The 19,737-nt window shown below is 59.9% G+C and carries 15 protein-coding genes, 1 tRNA gene and 1 pseudogene; 9 read left to right on the plus strand and 8 right to left on the minus strand.

The features are described 5' to 3' along the window. Nucleotides 1-52 precede the first annotated feature (52 nt). Nucleotides 53-898 carry an AraC family transcriptional regulator gene (locus tag LOY55_RS25685; RefSeq protein ID WP_223523491.1) on the plus strand — a complete coding sequence of 282 codons (846 nt, stop codon included), beginning with the start codon at nt 53-55 and terminating at the stop codon, nt 896-898. Nucleotides 899-925: 27 nt separating this feature from the next. Here LOY55_RS25685 and LOY55_RS25690 read toward each other — a convergent pair whose 3' ends face one another. Next, on the minus strand, nt 926-2,143 hold the full coding sequence (locus LOY55_RS25690) for an MFS transporter (RefSeq protein ID WP_046030128.1): 1,218 nt from the start codon (nt 2,141-2,143) through the stop codon (nt 926-928). A 333-nt stretch (nt 2,144-2,476) separates the two neighbouring features. Between LOY55_RS25690 and LOY55_RS25695 the strand changes: the two genes are divergently transcribed. Together LOY55_RS25695 and LOY55_RS25700 are read left to right on the plus strand one after the other, a co-directional pair. Further along, nucleotides 2,477-4,531 carry a methyl-accepting chemotaxis protein gene (locus LOY55_RS25695; protein ID WP_109787813.1) on the plus strand — a complete coding sequence of 685 codons (2,055 nt, stop codon included), beginning with the start codon at nt 2,477-2,479 and terminating at the stop codon, nt 4,529-4,531. A 116-nt stretch (nt 4,532-4,647) separates the two neighbouring features. Next, nucleotides 4,648-4,724 (plus strand) — tRNA-Met (locus LOY55_RS25700). 89 nt (nt 4,725-4,813) lie between these two features. Here the strand turns inward: LOY55_RS25700 and LOY55_RS25705 are convergent. After that, nucleotides 4,814-5,923, minus strand: a complete 1,110-nt coding sequence (locus tag LOY55_RS25705; RefSeq protein WP_109787812.1) for a DUF2817 domain-containing protein — start codon at nt 5,921-5,923, stop codon at nt 4,814-4,816. 164 nt (nt 5,924-6,087) lie between these two features. Here LOY55_RS25705 and ggt point away from each other — a divergent pair, with 164 nt between their 5' ends. Next, nucleotides 6,088-7,905 (plus strand): gamma-glutamyltransferase, encoded by a 1,818-nt coding sequence (ggt, locus tag LOY55_RS25710; RefSeq protein WP_258667086.1) that lies wholly within the window; start codon nt 6,088-6,090, stop codon nt 7,903-7,905. Between the two features lie 106 nt (nt 7,906-8,011). On the opposite strand, the gene LOY55_RS25715 is transcribed toward ggt, so the two are convergent. Both LOY55_RS25715 and ddlA read right to left on the minus strand, forming a co-directional pair. After that, complete coding sequence (locus LOY55_RS25715) at nt 8,012-8,440, minus strand: molybdopterin-binding protein (RefSeq protein WP_223523494.1); 429 nt, start codon at nt 8,438-8,440, stop codon at nt 8,012-8,014. 135 nt (nt 8,441-8,575) lie between these two features. Further along, nucleotides 8,576-9,670: a D-alanine--D-alanine ligase gene (gene ddlA, locus LOY55_RS25720; protein WP_109787809.1), complete on the minus strand. Its 1,095-nt coding sequence runs from the start codon at nt 9,668-9,670 to the stop codon at nt 8,576-8,578. 165 nt (nt 9,671-9,835) lie between these two features. Between ddlA and LOY55_RS25725 the strand changes: the two genes are divergently transcribed. Next, the gene (locus LOY55_RS25725) at nt 9,836-10,648 is read left to right on the plus strand and encodes an AraC family transcriptional regulator (RefSeq protein ID WP_109787808.1); all 813 of its coding nucleotides are present in this window, start codon (nt 9,836-9,838) and stop codon (nt 10,646-10,648) included. Nucleotides 10,649-10,724: 76 nt separating this feature from the next. Beyond that, on the plus strand, nt 10,725-11,093 hold the full coding sequence (locus LOY55_RS25730; RefSeq protein ID WP_046030120.1) for a cupin domain-containing protein: 369 nt from the start codon (nt 10,725-10,727) through the stop codon (nt 11,091-11,093). An 11-nt stretch (nt 11,094-11,104) separates the two neighbouring features. Here LOY55_RS25730 and LOY55_RS25735 read toward each other — a convergent pair whose 3' ends face one another. The 4 genes and pseudogenes from LOY55_RS25735 to LOY55_RS25745 form a co-directional block, all read right to left on the minus strand. Further along, a complete protein-coding gene (locus LOY55_RS25735; protein ID WP_223523496.1) occupies nt 11,105-11,701 on the minus strand; it encodes a flavin reductase family protein in 597 nt (198 codons plus the stop codon). 51 nt (nt 11,702-11,752) lie between these two features. Next, a complete protein-coding gene (locus tag LOY55_RS31290; RefSeq protein ID WP_408981006.1) occupies nt 11,753-12,313 on the minus strand; it encodes a methyl-accepting chemotaxis protein in 561 nt (186 codons plus the stop codon). Next, nucleotides 12,293-13,117, minus strand: a pseudogene (locus tag LOY55_RS31295) (PAS domain-containing protein); the annotation flags it as partial. The pseudogene LOY55_RS31295 and the gene LOY55_RS31290, both read right to left, overlap by 21 nt. An 80-nt stretch (nt 13,118-13,197) precedes the next feature. Next, a complete protein-coding gene (locus LOY55_RS25745) occupies nt 13,198-14,511 on the minus strand; it encodes an MFS transporter (RefSeq protein WP_046030117.1) in 1,314 nt (437 codons plus the stop codon). Nucleotides 14,512-14,668: 157 nt separating this feature from the next. On the opposite strand from LOY55_RS25745, the gene LOY55_RS25750 reads away from it, so the two are divergent. From LOY55_RS25750 to LOY55_RS25760, 3 genes are all read left to right on the plus strand, one after another. Beyond that, nucleotides 14,669-16,132, plus strand: a complete 1,464-nt coding sequence (locus LOY55_RS25750) for a short-chain fatty acid transporter (RefSeq protein ID WP_175648971.1) — start codon at nt 14,669-14,671, stop codon at nt 16,130-16,132. Between the two features lie 139 nt (nt 16,133-16,271). Beyond that, nucleotides 16,272-17,969 carry a molecular chaperone HscC gene (locus LOY55_RS25755; protein WP_109787804.1) on the plus strand — a complete coding sequence of 566 codons (1,698 nt, stop codon included), beginning with the start codon at nt 16,272-16,274 and terminating at the stop codon, nt 17,967-17,969. A gap of 11 nt (nt 17,970-17,980) precedes the next feature. Continuing rightward, the gene (locus LOY55_RS25760; RefSeq protein ID WP_223523498.1) at nt 17,981-19,714 is read left to right on the plus strand and encodes a J domain-containing protein; all 1,734 of its coding nucleotides are present in this window, start codon (nt 17,981-17,983) and stop codon (nt 19,712-19,714) included. Nucleotides 19,715-19,737 lie beyond the last annotated feature (23 nt).

A 19,737-nucleotide genomic window follows, 5' to 3' on the forward strand; every position in this document is an offset into this window, starting at 1 on the left:
GCTAAATTTAGCGACCTTTTTTTCATACGTATTGCACAAAACTGGACAATTCATGGACAAAAGTCGCCGCAACAAAGCCCCTCAAAAAGACAAGGACTTTGTTCAATTCTGGCGTATACCCGAAGGCGACTGTGAGTTGCTATCTGCGCGTTACAGCACTCAATCTTTCGGCCGACATTCACATGACCGGTACGCTATCGGCGTTATAAGTAGCGGGGTTGAAAAACTTTTTTATCGCGGCAATTACTACATGGGCGTCGCTGACAGTGTGGTCACCATTACCCCCGGGGAGATCCACGACGGCTTGCCAGGCCATGATGAGGGCTGGATGTATCGAATGCTCTATATCGACCCCGAATGGGTCAATCGGATGGTGTTTCAAGGGCGTTTTTCAGACGATCATATTCATCTTTTTCAAACAGCGCTGAGCCAGGCCCCCGACTTCGCCCGGACCTTTTTGCATCAACATCAACTCATTGAGAAATCGCCCTCCAGCCTTGAACGGGAAACGATCCTGCTGGATCTGGTGACGCAGCTCTTCGAGCGCAGCGGAGCGCCCATCGAAACCGTCAGTGCGGTTGAGCAGCACGCCGTGCAAAGGATCAAGAGGAAGCTCGAAGAAGAGTTCGACAAACATCTGTCTCTGGAAGAACTGGCGCAACTGGTGAACCTTGACCCTCTTTACCTGATCCGGGTGTTCAAAAAAAGCGTTGGCGTCTCGCCCCACAGCTATCAGATTCAGAAAAGAATCGCCCAGGTCCAAAAACTGCTGCGCACCGGATCCAGTCTCGCAGAAGCGTCATTCACCTGCGGCTTCTTCGATCAAAGCCACATGACCCGAGCGTTCAAAAAAGTAGTGGGCATCACACCCGGTAGTTTCCGCAATAGCAGTGCCTGAGCCTGTAAAACACCCGCCCAAGAGCTATCAGGCCTTTTTGGTTCGCGGCAAAAAGATCGCCAACACACCAAACAACGGCAGGAACGAGCACAGGAAGTACACGTATTCGATGCCGTGCACGTCCGCCAGATGCCCGAGCAACGCCGCGCCGATCCCGCCAAAGCCGAACATCAAACCGAAGAACACGCCGGCAATCATTCCGACATTGCCCGGCACCAGTTCCTGCGCGTAAACCACAATGGCCGAGAATGCCGAAGCCAGGATGAAACCGATGATCACGCTGAGGATGCTGGTCCAGAACAGGTCGACATGCGGCAGCAACAGCGTGAACGGCGCCACACCCAGGATCGAGAACCAGATCACTGCCTTACGCCCGATCTTGTCGCCAATCGGCCCACCAAAGAAGGTCCCCGCCGCGACCGCGCCCAGAAACAGGAACAGGTGCAACTGCGAACTGGCCACCGACAGGTCGAACTTCTCGATCAGGTAGAACGTGAAGTAGCTGGTGAGGCTGGACATGTAGAAATACTTGGAGAACACCAGCAAACCGAGCACCACCAGCGCACTGGTCACCCGCCCCTTGGACAGGCCATGAGTCGCCGCCTGGCCTTGTTTGAGCTTGAACAGGCTCAAGTGGTTGGCGTACCAGCGGCTGATCCGGTAGAGCACGAACAGCGCGAACACCGCGAATAATCCGAACCAGGCCACATGCCCCTGGCCATAAGGAATAATGATCGCCGCCGCCAACAACGGACCGAACGCCGAGCCGGCATTACCGCCCACCTGAAAGGTCGATTGCGCCAGGCCAAATCGTCCGCCCGAGGCCAGTCGCGCCACGCGAGATGCTTCGGGGTGAAAGGTCGACGACCCGATACCGATCAACCCCGCCGCCAGCAGAATCAACGGGAAGGTGCCAACCACGGACATCATCAAAATGCCGATCAGCGTGCACACCGTGCCAGCGGGCAGCAGCCAGGGCTTGGGATGTCTGTCCGTGTAATAACCGACCCACGGCTGCAATAGCGAAGCGGTCAGTTGGAAGGTCAACGTGATCAATCCGATCTGGGTAAAGGTCAGGCCATAGCTGGCCTTGAGCATCGGATAAATCGACGGCAGCACCGACTGGATCAGGTCATTGATGAGGTGCGCCAGCGCCACCGCGCCGATGATGCGCATGACTAGAGGGCTGCTTTGTGAAGTCGCGGGAGCCGACGTCGTGCCGGTCTGGGTAGTGCTGATAGCCATGAGTATTTCCGTATAGCAGATGGGTGCATGCGGGCAGGTGCGTCAATGTGCCATTTTTCGGTGCGACAACGCCATCCCCTTAGCCAGCTAACGAACTAATCTTTCATCGGCCGATAGGTGATAGCGCAACGCCATGGTCTGAATCTTGCCTTGTTTAACACCTTCAACGCGGGCCTCTTACAAAGAGGACCGAGAATGGGAAGTTTCGCTACAGAGTCGGCCTACAGAGCTGGCGAGGGTGAACTTTCGAGGCCTTTTAAAAGGGCACATGTCGCGGTCGCAATGACCTCGACGCACGCCGATGGTGCGTGGTGTCCAGAGGAGTCATGGGGCATGTCTTTTTTATCACCGGGGATCGGGTTGCTGGGGCGTTTTGGCTTCGCACGCAAATTTCAGCTGTTGTTTCTGCTGTTCATCCTGCCGCTGACGGGCAGCCTGTGGATGATTGGTCAGGATTATCGCGACAAACTCAATCTGATCTCCGGCGAACGTGCCGGTGTGCGTCAGTTGCTCGCGCTGGATGCGCTCGACAACCTGCTCGCCGCCCAGCGGGACCGCGCTGCTCGCTGGCGCGCCACGGAAACCAATCGCCAGCCGACGCCGGCGACCATCGCCGCGATGGGCGCGTTTGATGCGGTTCAGCCTGCCGTCGCTCAAGCCACGTCGGACCTGGGCAATGCACTGAAAACCGAAGGGGCCGAGGGCGAGACGCTGACCCGGTATCAAGCCCTGCAAACTGCCCTCAATGGCCTGGACTCGAAAAGCCTGAGCAGTGTTGGCTGGTGGCCAGACGGTTACGACCGTTTCACCAACGCCTTGAGCGCACTGCAAGCCCTGCGTGAACAGATCGCCATGGACAATCGCCTGACACTCGCGCCCTGGCTGGAAACCTACCTGCTGACGCAGATCTCGACGCAACACGCGCCTGACCTGATCGAACGGGTCGGCCGCCTGGCCAGCGTGGGTCAGGCGTCGGTTGTCTCGGGGCAGTTCACGCTGCAAAGCCGCCTGCAATTGCGTGATTTGCGCAGCCGTATCGGTGATGCCCGGGAGCAGCTGGTGAAAACCGCCACGCTCCTGGAAGCGCGCCTGCCAAGTGCTTTGCAAAGCTGGGCCGGGCAATACCATGACAACCTGAAACACCTGGACGCGAGCCTGAAAGTCCTGGATGACGGGGTGTTCGGCGGCAGCATTACGCTCAAGCCGGAAGAGTTCGAACGCAACCTGGACGCCCTGCTCACCGACCTCGCCGCGTTGCGCCAGCAGTCATTGACGTCGCTGGATCAGCGCCTGTATTACTACCACGGCTCGGCGATTCGGCAATTCATTGTGGTGGCGACCATCTTTGGCTGTCTGCTCCTGGCCGCGCTGTACCTGTTTATCTGCCTGCAAGCCTCGATCCGTCGTAGCGCCAGCGGTATCACGCTGCTGGCCGAAGCCTTGCGTGACGGCAATCTGAGCCTGCAAGCCCCGGTGCAGGGCCGTGACGAACTGGCGGCCATCAGCACCGCCCTTAACGTCGCCGTGGTGCAATTGCGCAACAGCTTGCTGGGGGTCGATCACGAAACCTTGCAAGTGAGCAACGCCGTACGCACGCTCAATCAGCACTCCAGTGGCGCACTCGGCGAAGTCGAAGCGCAGCAATTGCAAATCAGCCAGATCGCCGCTGCGGCCACGCAACTGGCGGCTACTTCTCAAGGGGTCGCCCAGAGCTGTGAACAGGCGTCAGGCAGCGCTCAGCACACCCAGCGCATTGCCGCCGACAGCAGTCGAGACAGTCAGCGCACGACCGCCAGCATTCAGCAGCTCAATCAACGCTTGAACGACACCGCCGCGGCACTGGGCAGGGTCAGTGAACAAGGGCAACAGATTCAGTTGGTGGTGGACACCATTCGCGGGGTCGCCGAACAAACCAACCTGTTGGCACTCAATGCTGCGATCGAGGCGGCTCGCGCAGGCGAACAAGGTCGCGGTTTTGCCGTGGTCGCCGATGAAGTGCGCAGCCTGTCGCAACGCACCCAGTCTTCCACCGCGCAAATCGCCGGCACGGTCGACAGCCTGCGCAGTACCGTGAATGAGGCGGTCAGCCTGATGGAAGCAGCCTGTAGCCAGGCACAAAGTGATGCCCAGTCGGTCACCGGCCTGGGCGAACGCCTTGGCGAAATTGCCCATGCGGTGCAAGGCGTGACTGACACTCTGGCGCAGATTGCGACCGCCGTGGAAGAACAGGCCAGTACCGCCGATGAGGTCAGCGGCAACATCCAGCAAGTCGATCAGGCGGCAGTGAGGTTGCTTGAAGGCGCGCGGGCGGTGAACCTGGCAGCAGATACCTTGAGCCAGGGCAGCAAGGCCCTGAGCGCAAATACCGGGAGATTTCAGCTCGGTTAACACCCTCCCCTGGCCCGATTTTTCGGGTCAGGAGGATAAGCGGTTGAAAGCGTAGAGAAATATTTTAGATTTACGCTTGACACATCATCGTTCCAAGCCAATAATGCGCGCCACTTGGCTACATAGCTCAGTTGGTTAGAGCATAGCATTCATAATGCTGGGGTCCGGGGTTCAAGTCCCTGTGTAGCCACCAAGTACTAAAAACGGCTTACCGAAAGGTAGGCCGTTTTTTTATGCCTCGAGAAAAGTACCTTGAACCGCAAGGGTTCAAGGTCATCCGCGTCAGGTGCGAATCGTCGGCAGTGCAGACAGCGCCCGCTCCCAAATCTGCCAGGTGCGCAGCCAGACCATCGCCTGCCAGTCGCTGTCTGCCGGATAGAACTGCTCCAGCAGATTCAGCTTGATCCCGCGCCCCACGGCATCACTCGGATTACCATGCAGATGCAGCCAGTGGTCATCGCGCAAATGGCGATGCACGTCCGCGCCCGGATACGTCCCACACTCGATGACAAACGGCATCAGCCGTACGTGGGGCAAGGCATCGACCAACGCCTGCGAGGTGTAGCCGGTCGCCGTGGCCGCCACGCCGGTTTCGCTCAATGTGTCGGCGCCGGTCAGCAGCGTATAGAGCCATGGGCCGTAAATGGCCTGCGCGTCTGGAAGGGCCGGATAAGCCGTTTCGGTGATCGTCAGCAACATCGGATGACCGTACTCACCGGCCCCTGTGTGCAAGTCGAAACACATGGCCACATCGGCATGGGCCATGTGCTTTTGCATGATCGCGTGCAATGTGCGGTTCGACCAGCTTGGCGCCAGCCCGCCGTAAAACAGGCCATCAGGGTGACTGTGCTGACCGCCCTCGACAATCGACATCACCGCCGGCCAGCCATGCTGGCGAATCTGCTCGTCGAGCAAGGCATCGGTACGCTCACGCTCAGGACCTTGCAGTTCGGTGCAGGCATAGATCTCATGCAGCGCTGCATAAGCCTGATTGTCCGGCAACGCACGCTCGAAGTTCAGGTGATTGCGGTTCAGGTCGATGTTGTCCTCGTTGACCCGGCGCAGCCACGCGGTGCCCCAAGGATTAATCAGGTGTATGAACACCACGGCGACGTCAGTCGGCAGTGAGCGCTTGCCCAACTCCTGCAGCCATTTGATCTGGCAACCCGACCCGTAGAAGCCTTCGACGCCATGGGTGCCACTCAACGCGATGAGCAACCGCTTGGCGCCCGGATCGCCCAGCACCGCCACATCGGTGCTCAACGACTCACCGAAAGGCCCCTTGAGCGGATGCGGGTACTCGGTCAACGTCGCACCGGCCGCGGTGGCTGCCGCGATGAACTGTTCGCGCTGGGTGCGGTAACTTGGCTGGGTGGGGAACTCGGTCTGCATGTCTGCCTCTTGTTGATCTTCTGGCCAATCTGTTGCGCTCGACCCTACAGAAAATCCTTCGACTCCTGAAGGGCAAATGCAGCTTTACTGTAGGCCTTGGTTTGCGCCATGCCGAGTCGGCCGATAAAGTCCCGGTAACTTTCCCACGGACGGAGTGCCCCAACATGTTCTCAACCCTTCGCCTTTCAACCCTTTCGCTGATCGCCGCCGCGTTAACCCTCGCTGCTTGTCATTCTCCGCCCTCCTCGACCTTGCCTGTCGCTCCGGAAGTCGCCTCTGGCTATCGCACCGACCTGCAAACCCGCCACGCGTCCAGACACATGGCAGCAGCGGCTAATCCACTGGCGGCTGAAGCCGGCCGGGAGATGCTGCGCCAGGGTGGTTCGGCAATTGATGCTGCGATTGCGATGCAAGCGGTGTTGACGCTGGTCGAGCCGCAATCCTCCGGCATTGGTGGCGGCGCGTTGATCGTGCTCTGGGATGGCAAGGCGGTGCGCACCTTCGACGGTCGCGAAACCGCACCGCACGGCGCCACCGAGAAGCTTTTCCTACAGACCGACGGCACCCCGATGGCGTTTACCCAGGCGCAGATCGGGGGGCGCTCGGTGGGGACGCCGGGCGTGTTGCGGGCGCTTGAATTGGCCCATCGCAAACACGGTCGCCTGCCGTGGGCGAAGCTGTTCGAGCCGGCCATCAAACTCGCGGAGCAAGGCTTCGCCATCTCGCCGCGCCTTCATCAACTGATCGCTTCGGATGCGTCCATGCGCAGTTCGCCAGACATGGTGGCCTACTTTATGAACGCGGATGGCAGCCCGAAAGCTGCCGGCACGCTGTTGAAGAATCCGGCACTGGCCGCGGTGCTGAAACGCATTGCCAAGGAAGGGCCTGACGCGTTGTACACAGGCGCTGTCGCGCAAGAGATCGTCGCCAAGGTTCAGGGCCACGCTAACCCCGGCAGCCTGTCGCTGAACGATCTGCAAGGCTACAAGGCCAAGGAACGTGTGCCGCTGTGCACCGATTACAAACGCTGGCAGATTTGCGGCATGCCGCCGCCATCGTCCGGCGGGATCGCCGTGGCGCAGATCCTCGGCACCTTGCAGGCTCTGGAAAACCGCGACCCACGCTTTGCTCTCGCACCGCTCAAACCGGTCAGGACTGACAAACCGGCAGGCACCGAACCCGCCCCCGAAGCCGTGCATCTGATCTCGGAAGCCGAGCGCCTGGCCTACGCCGACCGCGCACAGTACGTCGCCGACACCGACTTCGTGCCCGTGCCGGTCAAAGGGCTGGTGGACCCAACTTATCTGGCCAGCCGCGCCGCCCTGATCGGTGACCACAGCATGGGCACGGCCAAACCCGGCACCCCGCCAGGCATTCAAGTCGCCTATGCACCGGACCGTTCACCGCTACGCATTTCCACCTCACAAGTGGTGGCAGTGGATGACGAAGGCGGCGCCGTATCCATGACCACCACCATTGAATCGGCCTTTGGCTCGCACGTGATGGTCCAGGGATTCCTGCTCAACAACGAGATGACCGACTTCTCGTTCATCCCCGAAGAAAACGGGCAAAAAGTTGCCAACCGAGTCGAGCCTGGCAAACGCCCGCGCTCGTCCATGGCGCCGACCCTGATCTTCGATCGTCAGAGCGGTGAATTCCTCGCCACCCTCGGCTCTCCCGGCGGCTCGCAAATTATCGAGTACGTCACCAAAACCACCCTCGGCCTGCTCGACTGGAACCTCGCCCCACAAGCCGCCATCAACCTGCCCAACTTCGGCAGCCGCAACGGCCCGACCGAACTGGAACGGGGGCAGTTCAGCGCGGAGCTGATTCAGGCGCTGAAGGACAAGGGGCACGGCGTGAGTGAGATCGACATGACCAGCGGCACCCAGGCGATTGTCCGGGTGAAGGATGCACAGGGGAATGCGTCGCTGGCCGGAGGGGCCGATCCGCGGCGTGAGAGGGAAGCGTTGGGGGATTGATTCGTACGCGGGAATGAAAAAGGGCTTACCGCAAGGTAGGCCCTTTTTTACAGGTTTCACATTCTGATCGGTTGTCGCGTATAGGCTTTTCCTACACGCAAACGCTTCAGGCCGGCACACCCAAAATAATATGCGACGCCTTGATCACCGCCGTCGCACTCACACCCGGCGCCAGGCCCAGCTCTGCAACCGCTTCACGGGTGACGATTGAATAAACCTCGCTGCCGCCATCGAGCTTGATCACCACTTCGGCATTCACTGCGCCATCGGTGACATTGGTGACGATGCCTTCCAGGCAGTTACGCGCCGAGAGACGAATGTCGCTGGACTCGGTCATCAGCATGACCCACGGCGCCTTCACCAGCGCAACCGCTTCCTTGCCGACCGCCAGGCCCAGGCTTTTCACGCTTTGCATGGTCACCACGGCGACCAGCTCATTGCCGCCCGGGAGTTTCAGCGAGACTTCGGCGTTGACCGCGCCCGGCTGCAGTTGACTGATGGTGCCTTTGAATACGTTACGCGCGCTGACTTTCACGCTTTGTCTCCCTGAATGGAAATTATTGTATACAACTTAACCCATCATTCCGGATAACGTTGTGTGACGCAACGACGCACTCGGCTACCTCCACGCTTCAAACCCGGGATTGAGTACGACGCTGGAAAAAACAGCTTAGCGCGTGATCTTCAAAACCTGTCGCCGCTGGTGCTTTTCCAGCGCCAGATCGATCAAACGACTGACCAGTTCGCTGTAGGTCATGCCGGTGGCCTGCCAGAGCTTGGGGTACATGCTGATTCGGGTGAAGCCGGGTAACGAGTTGATCTCGTTGATCAGTACTTCGCCGCTGTCGGTGAGGAACACATCGACCCGCGCCAGCCCGGAGCAACCCAGCAGCTGGAACGCTTCGACGGCCAACGCCCGGATGCGTTCGCTGGCCTCCACGCTGATGTCTGCCGGCACCACGACCTGCGCCGCCTGGTCATCGATGTATTTGCAGTCGTAGGAATAGAAGCCGCTGCTCACCACGATTTCACCACACCCGCTGGCGATAGCGTCTTCGTTGCCAAGCACTGCACACTCGATCTCACGGCCTTTGACGGCGGATTCGATCAGGACTTTTTCATCGAAACCCAGGGCCAGCTCCACAGCCGCTTCGTACTCGGTTGCGTCGTTGACCTTGCTCACGCCCACGGACGAACCCTGGTTCGCCGGTTTGACGAACAACGGCAGGCCGAGCTTGCCCTGCACCTCGGCGAACCCGATACGCGCCGCCGTGGCGCGGGTCAGGGTGACGAACGGCGTGACCGCCAACCCGGCGTCACGCAGCAGGCGTTTGCTGATGTCCTTGTCCATGCACACCGCCGAACCCAGCACGTCGGAACCGACAAAGGGCAAGTCGGCCATGCGCAACAGGCCTTGCAGGCAACCGTCTTCACCCAGGGTGCCGTGGACAATCGGGAAGATCACATCGACGTGGCCCAGCAGTTCCTGACCGGTGGTTTCCACCAATTGCTGGCTGGCTTTTCCCGGCACCACCGCCAGTTCACGATTGGACTGATTGAGGGCGATCAGCGCCGGGTTTTCCTGATTGAGCAGGAAGTTCGAAGGGTCGTTGAGGTGCCAGTGGCCTTGCTTGTCGATGCCGATCAGCACCGGCTCGAAGCGCGAGCGGTCAAGTGCATCGACAATGTTCTTCGCCGATTGCAGCGATACTTCGTGCTCCGCCGAACGACCGCCAAAAATAATGCCTACCCGCAATTTACTCATTCAAGACACCTCAACGATTGGCCACTCACTGTGTACCGGACAGCAGAGGGAACCTTGCAACATTTGCCTAGGGTTTTCTACCCGACGGACGCGTTTTATCGGTGGGAAGACAGAGGGTCAACCACTGGGTTAACGTGTTCTTCATCGCGTTCAAGACACAACACCATGGCCAAGCAGACGCTCCCCATCGACTGGTTCCACCGCGCGCCCGACGTCGGCGGGCTGCAGCGTTTCGAAGCGTTTTTTTCCGGCCACGGCTACGACCTTCATCGTCACGACACCTACGCCATCGGCCGAACCCTGGCCGGCGTGCAGAGCTTTCAGTACCGAGGAGGATGGCGCCATAGCCTGCCGGGCGGGACCCTGGTGTTGCACCCGGACGAAGTCCACGATGGCGAGGCCGGCACCGAGGCCGGTTTCAAATACCGAATGATGTACATCGAACCGGCGCTGATCCAGCAGATGCTCGGCGGTCAGCCGCTGCCGTTCATCAAGACCGGACTATCGACTGACCCTCGCCTGTTCGCCGCCACCGATGTGCTGCTGCGAAGCCTCGATTGCCCGCTCGACCCGTTGGAAGAACAGGACGCGCTGTACGATCTGGCGCAAGCCCTGAGCAGCGTTTCGGGAGCGACCGGCGTCCCGCGCCAATCCTTCGATTACGTGGCCGCCGAACGTGCGCGGGAGTTCATCCACAGCGCACTCGATCGCACTGTGACCCTGGAGGAACTGGCGCACCACAGCGGTCGTGATCGGTGGAGCCTGTCACGCGACTTTCGCCTTCTGTTTGGCACCAGCCCCTATCGATACCTGACGATGCGACGCCTGGACCTGGTCCGTTCGCTGCTGATCCAGGGCCAGCCACTGGTCAGTGCCGCGCTGATTGCCGGCTTCACCGACCAGAGCCACATGACCCGGCAATTCAGCAAAACCTACGGTCTGTCGCCGGCTCGCTGGATGAAAATGCACCGTCGCTGAGCCACGCACAATCGTACAAGAAGCTGACCGATACGCGGGTTATCGTGGGTTCACGATCAACCTGGAGAACCGCTTCATGAGCGCTTACAAAAGCCTGAACTTCGCTGAAAAAATCGCCCGGATCGACGCACACTGGGCGCCTCGGGTCATCGCCGAAATGAACGACTATCAGTTCAAGGTAGTAAAGCTGCTAGGGGATTTCATCTGGCACGATCACCTGGAAACCGACGAAACCTTCATCGTCATCGAAGGGCAATTGCGCCTCGACTTTCGCGATGGCCACGTGCTGGTGAATGCCGGTGAAATGTTCGTGGTGCCCAAGGGCGTCGAGCACAAACCGTCTGCCGATCAGGAAGTAAAGTTGCTGCTGATCGAGCCCAAGGGTGTGCTGAATACCGGCAGCGAAGGTGGCGAACGGACCGCATTGAATGACGTCTGGGTGTGAACCTGGCGGGTTTACGCCAGGGTCTTGCCGTCCACCGGGTCGCCGATTGTCAAGAAATGCCCGCCTGCCACATGGTGCAGGGTGCGCAATGCATCCTGCCCTTCGAAGTGCCAGCGTCCGTCGCTGAATACCCGCTCATCGGCCTGAGCGGCAATCACCTCAGCCAGGAACAGATCGTACTGCTGATGATTGTTGGGCTCCGGCAGCAGTCGACATTCCAGCCATGCAACGCAGCCTTCGAGCATCGGCGCGTCAATCAATTCGCCACTGAAAGTTTGCAAGCCATAAGCCTGAAACTTGTCCTGGCCTTGGCCTTGGGTCAATTCCAGGCCTGATGTCGAACCAACGGTCTGCGTGATATCGGCTTGAGCCGCGCAAGGAACGTTCAGCACGAACGTCCCCGAGGCCTCGAGCAGTTGCCGGGTCCAGGTGGATTTATCCAGCACCACGGCAATTTTCGGCGGTTCGAAATCCAGCGGCATGGCCCAGGCGGCGGCCATGATGTTGCGCTGACCGTCATGGGCTGCGCTCACCAGTACGGTGGGCCCGTGATTGAGCAAACGGTAAGCCTTGGGCAAAGGAACCGGCCGGCGGTGGGAAGCGCTCATGGTGTCTGCTCCTGAAAAGAGCCGATTGTAGCGATTTCCACCGCGCTGGCATCAAGTCGCGAGCTGATTGGCAAACTGCCCGACCGCGTTCACCACTTTCTGCGCACCGTCCTGAATCTCGACGATCACTGTGCCCGCCTCCGCCGCCAGCGCCAGGCCTTGTTCGGCCTGGAGCTTGCCGTCGGTCATCAGGGCCACGGCATTGCGCGCCATCTCCTGGTTCTGACGCACGACACCGACAATCTCATCGGTGGCCTGGCTGGTGCGAGAGGCCAACTGTCGAACCTCGTCTGCGACCACGGCAAACCCTCGGCCCTGTTCGCCAGCCCGAGCCGCCTCGATGGCCGCGTTGAGCGCCAGCAGGTTGGTCTGTTCGGCGATGCCGCTGATGGTTTTGACGATGGTGCCGATCACCAGCGATTGCTCATTCAAGGCTTCGATGCCATCGCCCGCGGTTTGCATGTGCTTCGCCAGGTCGCGCATCACATCCACCGCCTGAGTCACCACGGCCGTGCCGCGCTGGGCGCTCTGGTCGGTCTGCTGAGAGGTGCTGTAGGCGATGTTCGCCGCTTGCGCCACGGCGTTCTCCTGATTGACCTGATCGGTAATCACAGTGGCGAACTTCACCACTTTGTAGAGCTTGTTGTTGGCGTCGACCACCGGGTTGTAAGAGGCCTCCAGCCAGACCATACGCCCATGGCTGTCGAAGCGTTTGAAACGGCCGGCGACAAACTCACCGGCGTTCAGGCGGCGCCAGAAATCCTGGTATTCAGTGCTGTTGAATTCCTGCGGATCACAGAACGTGCGGTGATGTTTACCTTTGATTTGCGCCAGGCTGTAACCCATGCCGCTGAGGAACCGATCATTGGCTGTCAGCACGTTGCCGTCCAGATCGAACTCGATGACTGCCGTTGAACGCACCAGCGCGCCGATCAGGTTCTCGTGCTCGCGAGACGCTTCGATGGTGCGGGTCAGGTCGCTGGAGTAAAGCGAGAAGTGTTTGATCCGGCCATCCGCCGAGCGCACTGGCTGAAAAATCGAGCGCAACCACGCTTCCTGGCCATTGCCACGCAGCAAGCGAACGGCCCCGGCGAAATGCTCGCCGCGGGTCAGCGCGTTTTGGAAGCGGCGGTGGAATTCATCGGACTTCACATGCACGGGGACGATGTCTTCGATGTGCCGGCCGACCAGGTCGGCGCTCTTGTAGAGCATTTCGCCGATGAAGTTCTGGTTGGCCGACTGAATCCGCCCATCAGGATCAAGGGTCAGGACCAGCATCTCGCTTTCCAGGCTGTCCTTCACTTGCTGAAGGCTGGAGAGTTCTTCGCGAAGAGCCGACAGCTCCTGCTTCAAGCGTTTGTTGAACATGGGAAGGTACCGATAGGCAGGAAATAGAGCGGGATGCAGCCTAGCCATCGGCCTTGTGGGTGTTTTCTGAAGAGTGCCTCAGGGTTGTCCTACAAAAATAATTGCAACGCGAGGGATCTACCCTGCGATTACATCGCGCCAGCCGCTGCGCATTGGCCGGCTCTGGGCATCCGCGCACCAAAATACGCCGCGCTGCCGACGCCTACGGCCCCCATGACCGTACAGAACATCACGCAAATCCATGGGCTCCACGGCATCAGACCGATCAGCAACAACGGTGTGATACTCGCCCACGCGGCGTAGGCAATGTTGTAGGTGAAGGAAATTCCTGAAACGCGAACCCGCGCCGGGAACAGGCTGACCATCACCGACGGCACCGCGCCGACCACGCCGCAACTCAGACCGGCAATCGTGTACGCCAGACCGATCCAGTTGCCGCCAGTAATCAGGCAGGTATAGAGCACGCCAATACCCAGCGGCAGCAACAGGCTATAAAACATGACCGTGCGCCAGGCGCCGATGCGATCGACCAGCCAACCGGCGAGCACGCAGCCGATATTGAGGAACACGATGCCCAATGCACTCAAGGCGAAGGTGTGGCTGGCGGTCATGCCGAAGGTCTTTTGCATCATGGTCGGCGTGATGACCACGAAGACCACCACCGCTGAGGTCAGCACGCAGGTGAGGATCATCGCCGGCAACATCGCCAGGCGATGTTCGCGCAAGACCGTGCGCAGCGGCAGTTCGACGGCGGCATCGCGCTGGGCCTGCATCGCCATGAACACCGGGGTTTCATTCAGCCAGCGGCGCAGCCAGACGCCAATCACGCCGAACACACCGCCCAACAGGAATGGATAACGCCAGGCGTAATCAAGGATTTCGGCCGGGGTGAACGCTTGTGCCAGAAAGGTCGCCGTCAGGGCGCCGATCAAGTAGCCAAAGGTCAATCCCGCCTGCAGGAAACCGAGCGCATAACCGCGATGCCCGGCCGGCGCGTGCTCGGCGACAAACACCCAGGCACTCGGCACTTCCCCGCCCACCGCCGCGCCTTGCAAAACGCGCAGGGCCAACAGCAGTAGCGGCGCGAAATATCCGATTTGCGCGTAGGTCGGCATGATCCCGATCAGCAGGCACGGCAGCGCCATCATCAGGATGCTCAGGCTGAAGACCTTCTTGCGACCCAGTCGGTCGGCGAAATGCGCCATCAGAATCCCGCCCAACGGCCGCGCCAGATAGCCGGTGACGAAGATGCCGAAACTTTGCAGCAGGCGCAGCCATTCGGGCATTTCTGGCGGGAAAAACAGTTGGCTAAGGGTCAGGGCGAAAAACACGAAGATGATGAAATCGTAGATTTCCAGCGCACCGCCCAGGGCCGCAAGGCCGAGGGTCTTGTAGTCCGAGCGGGTAAAAGGCGTCGGGCGCGAAGGGGTGTTGGCGGTCATGAAAAAGAACTCTGCAACCGGTAAAAAACCAAGGCGCCCATGGTCTACGCAAACGCTTCCTCGGACAAGCCGTTAGACCATAGTCCTGTTTAGGTGAAACCTGGTCACAAAACAGCAACGGTTGATTTACTGTTGGCATCTGTCTAGACGGGCCTCTATGGCCCGAAAGACCACAATAAACATAACAATTCGAGGTTTTCCCGTGGCTGCTGCTATCGAAGATACCCGCTCCGCCCGTTTTGCCCTGCGCTGCTCAAGTTTTGCCGAGCGCTGGTTCCCCGACTCTTGGGTATTTGCCGCGCTGGCGGTGATCATCGTCGCCGTGGCCACGCTGTTCATGGGCGCCAAACCGACTGATGCCGCCATGGCGTTCGGCGACGGCTTCTGGAGCCTGATTCCATTCACCATGCAGATGGCGTTCGTGGTCATTGGCGGCTATGTGGTCGCCAGTTCGCCGCCGGCGGTGAAACTGATCAACCGTCTGGCCCGTCTTCCGAAAAACGGTCGCTCGGCCGTGGCTTGGGTGGCGTTGATTTCCATGGTCGCTTCGCTATTGAACTGGGGTCTGTCGCTGGTGTTTGGCGGCTTGCTGGTGCGCGCCCTCGCCCGCCGTACCGATCTGAAAATGGATTACCGTGCCGCCGGCGCTGCCGTCTATCTGGGTCTTGGTGCGGTGTGGGCCTTGGGCCTGTCGTCCTCCGCTGCACAACTTCAAGCCAACCCGGCCAGCCTGCCGCCGTCTATCCTGGCGATCACCGGAGTCATTCCCTTCACCCAAACGATCTTTTTGTGGCAGTCCGGTGTAATGCTGCTGGCGCTGATCGTGGTCTCGCTGATCGTTGCCTACGCCACCGCACCAGGCCCCAACACGGCCCGAGACGCCAAAGCCTGTGGCGTCGACCCGAGTTTCAATCTGCCGCCACTGCAACCACGCACTCGCCCCGGCGAATGGCTGGAATACAGCCCGCTGCTGACCCTCTTGCTGGTGCTGCTGGCAGCTGGCTGGCTGTTTCACGAGTTTTCGACCAAACCGTTGCTCAGTGCCATCTCCGGGCTGAACACCTACAACTTCCTGTTCCTGATGCTCGGCGCGCTGCTGCACTGGCGCCCGCGCAGCTTCCTCGATGCCGTGGCCCGCGCGGTGCCGACCACCACCGGCGTGCTGATCCAGTTCCCGCTGTACGGCTCGATCGCCGCCTTGATGACCACGGTCAAAGGCGCTGATGCCCAGACCCTGGCACACCACATCTCGACCTTCTTCGTCAGCATCGCCTCCCACGACACCTATGCGGTGCTGATGGGCGTGTACTCGGCGATTCTCGGCTTCTTCATCCCGTCCGGCGGCGGCAAGTGGATCATCGAAGCGCCATACGTCATGCAAGTGGCCACCGACCTCAATTACCACTTGGGCTGGGCCGTGCAGATCTACAACGCAGCCGAAGCCCTGCCGAACCTGATCAACCCGTTCTACATGCTGCCGCTGCTGGGCGTGCTCGGATTGAAGGCGCGTGACCTGATCGGGTTTTCGTTTGTGCAGTTGCTGGTGCACACGCCGCTGGTGCTGTTTCTGCTATGGGCGCTGGGCACGACGCTGACGTATACGGCGCCGGTGATGCCTTGAGCCCGATCAATGCACTGAGCTATGTAAAATAATAGCTCAGTGCCACTACTTTCCTTTGCCGGCTCCACTGCTCCAGTAATATCCTTGGACGGATATTAACTGTTTCAGTTTTTTGCAAACCGCAAAGGGAGTTCACGTGATGATCGTAGGGATTGACCTGGGGACCACCAACAGCCTCGTCGCCGTTTGGCGGGGCGAGTCGAGCGAGTTGGTGCCCAATGCCCTGGGCCAGTTCCTCACACCGAGCGTGGTCGGTCTCGATGATCAGGGTCGGGTGCTGGTCGGCCAGGCAGCCCGTGAGCGGTTGCACACCCACTCGCGCCAAACCGCGTCACTGTTCAAGCGCCACATGGGCAGCGCCACCGAAGTGCGCCTCGGGGACAGGACATTCCGCCCCGAAGAGCTCTCGGCATTGGTGCTCAAGAGCCTGAAGGAAGACGTCGAACGGGCCTTCGGTGAGACGGTGCATGAAGCGGTCATTAGCGTCCCGGCCTATTTCAGCGATGCCCAGCGCAAAGCCACGCGCATTGCCGGGGAACTGGCCGGCTTGAAGGTTGAAAAACTGATCAACGAACCGACGGCGGCAGCGCTGGCGTATGGGTTGCATCAACGCGACAAGGAAACCTCGTTCCTGGTTTTCGACCTCGGTGGCGGCACCTTCGACGTGTCGATCCTGGAGCTCTTCGACGGTGTGATGGAAGTGCGCGCCAGCGCCGGCGACAACTTTCTGGGCGGTGAGGATTTCGACAGCGTGCTACTTGAGCACTTTCTTGACCACCATCGCACCACCGACAACTTCCCGGACCGCGCCAGCGTTATCCAGCCATTACGGCGCGAAGCCGAGCGCGTGCGCAAAGCCCTGGGCCAGGAAAACAGTGTGGAGTTCAGCCTGCGGGTGGATGGCCAACAATGGTCGCAGACCATCACCCAACAGCAACTGGCCACCCTCTACACGCCGCTGCTTGAACGCTTGCGCACACCGATCGAACGCGCGTTGCGAGATGCGCGCATTCGGGTCAGCGATCTCGACGAAATCCTGCTGGTAGGCGGCACGACACGCATGCCGCTGGTGCGCAAACTCGCGGCGGGACTGTTTGGCCGCTTCCCGTCCATCAGCCTCGACCCGGACGAAGTGGTGGCCCACGGCGCAGCTATTCAAGCGGCACTGAAAGCCCGCTCCGCCGCGCTGGAAGAAGTGGTGCTGACAGACGTCTGCTCTTACACCTTGGGCATCGAGACCTCGACCCAAATTGGCCAGCAATTCGAAAGTGGCCATTACCTGCCGATCATCGAGCGCAACAGCATCGTGCCGGTGAGCCGGGTCAAAACCGTTTACACCCTGCAAGACAACCAGGAATGCGTGCGACTGAAGATCTTTCAAGGCGAGAGCCGCTTGGTCAAAGATAACGTCGCGCTGGGTGAACTGGACATCAAAGTGCCTAAACGCAAGGCCGGTGAAGTGGCGCTGGACGTGCGCTTCACCTACGACAACAACGGCCTGCTGGAAGCTCAGGTGGTCGTGCCGCTGACCGGCGACTTGCATTCGTTGGTGATCGAGAACAATCCCGGCGTACTCACCGCCGAAGAGATTCAAGAGCGCTTGCAGGGCCTGGCGTTGCTGAAGATCCATCCTCGTGATCAGCAGGTCAACACCGTGTTGACGGCACGCCTTGAGCGTCTGTATCAGGAAAGTCTGGGGCAGATGCGTGACCAGATTGGTCAGTGGGCCCGGCAATTCCAGAGCGTGCTGGAGTCCCAGGACGAACGCCGGATCCGTGAAGCGCGCAGCGAGCTGACCCTGCAATTGAGCAACCTCGACAGCGGCCTCTGGCAATAAGGAGCCGCGACATGGATTGCTGGTCTTTCCTGCAACTGCCCAAAGACGCCGATGCCCGCAGCATCAAACGCAGCTATGCAAAGCTGCTGAAAACGTTCAGGCCCGATGAAGATCCGGCCGGTTTTCAGCGCTTGCGCGAAGCGTATGAAGCAGCGCTGGGGATTGCGCATTGGCGAGCCGAAAACTCGATTGAAGAGGTTGAAGTCGCGACGACTGAAACACCCACCGAGGTATTCACGCAACCGGAGCACGTCAATCTGCCGGCGTGGGCCGAGGTGCTTGACCTGAAGCCATTGAAGTTCGAGCCGTTGAACCCGCCTCGCCTTCGGCCCCTGAACATCGAACCGCTGAATCCACCTCGTATACGGCCGCTGTACCTTAAACCGCTGGATCCCCTCCTCCTTCACGACGAACCGGTCATCGCGCCGCAGGAACAAGCGGCACGAGCGCTACTGGAAGGACTCACGGCGCAGAACTTGCCCGAGCGTTGGGAGCAAGCCCGACACCAGCAATGCACTCAAGCGTTTGAGCAGTTGCTGCTGCGGCTTTGCTTCGATCATCCGGGTTTGCGCCGTTCGATTGCCAACTGGGCCGTGGAACATCTGGACTGGCTAGCCCCCTGGCAAAACGTCGCCATGACCGAGGAGCAGCAAGACGCACTCATCAGCGGTTTGTTGCAGGAATATCGACAAGCCTTGCAGGAACTGCTTGAAGCCGGCAAAGAGCGAGAGTTTCTCACGCAACTGAAAAGTTACACCGCCCAACCCTGGCTGCAGGTGTTCGATCGACGCCAGGAATGGCAGCGAATCATCCTGCAATTGTTCAACGACACCGAATGGAGCCTGCCGCTGTTCGACCGTGTCGGACAGGTGTTTGGCTGGGATGACAAAAAAGGCATTCATCCGGAACCGGCATCGATCTGGCAGGCCTTGATTGAGCGCTGCAACCAGGAAAGCTTTTACGAAAACCAGCGCGCCAAGGCACGAGATGGCCGCAACTGGACTGCCGATGCTCAGGCCGCGCATTTGCTGATGAACCCAATGCGGCCCCAACAACAGAAACAGATGATTGACGGCTTCGGCCAGGATGAATGGCAGGCCTGCCACGACCTTGCGCACACCCTCAAGTGGCGGTATCCGCAGTTGCTCTTGCGGTTGCCGCGCACCGATGTGTTTTTTTGGCGGCGTTTTTTACCACGCCCCATCGCGGCCGAAACCTGGCTGCTAGTCTGGGCGGGCTTCGCCTTGGCACTGTATTTGTTTTTTTTCCCCTCCAACCACAACTCCGTCGGCTACAGCATCGGCATACCGTTGATTGTCGCCCTCGCTCCGTTCTCGTTTTGTCGCTTCGCGCTGAGTTGGTGGGTGGTGATCACCTCCCACTTTATTGTCCAGGACCTGTGGCTGACGGAAGAACTGATTCCGCGACGCTTGAACCCGGACACGCGCTGGTTACTGATCCGCCACGGCGCACCGCAGGCCGTCATGCTGTTGCTGTTTGCGCTGCTACAGGGTTGGTTCGGGATCGTGACGTACGTCGGTTTTATGCTGATCGGTTTCGTGCACACACGGCGCATCGGCGAACTCGACCCAGAACTTCGTGCCCGTCGTCCATGGCTGACGGCGCTGCATTGGGCGTATCTCAGCCCGCTGCAAGTGGCGTTCTTGCTGGTGATGGTCGGCCTCGACCTGGCGTGCCAGATTTACTTTCCTGAATATCACCTGACTCAGCTGCGGTTCAGCTAAACGATGACCAGCCGATCTGCTTT

It is taken from the genome of Pseudomonas sp. B21-040, assembly GCF_024748695.1.
Classification (GTDB): Bacteria; Pseudomonadota; Gammaproteobacteria; order Pseudomonadales; family Pseudomonadaceae; genus Aquipseudomonas.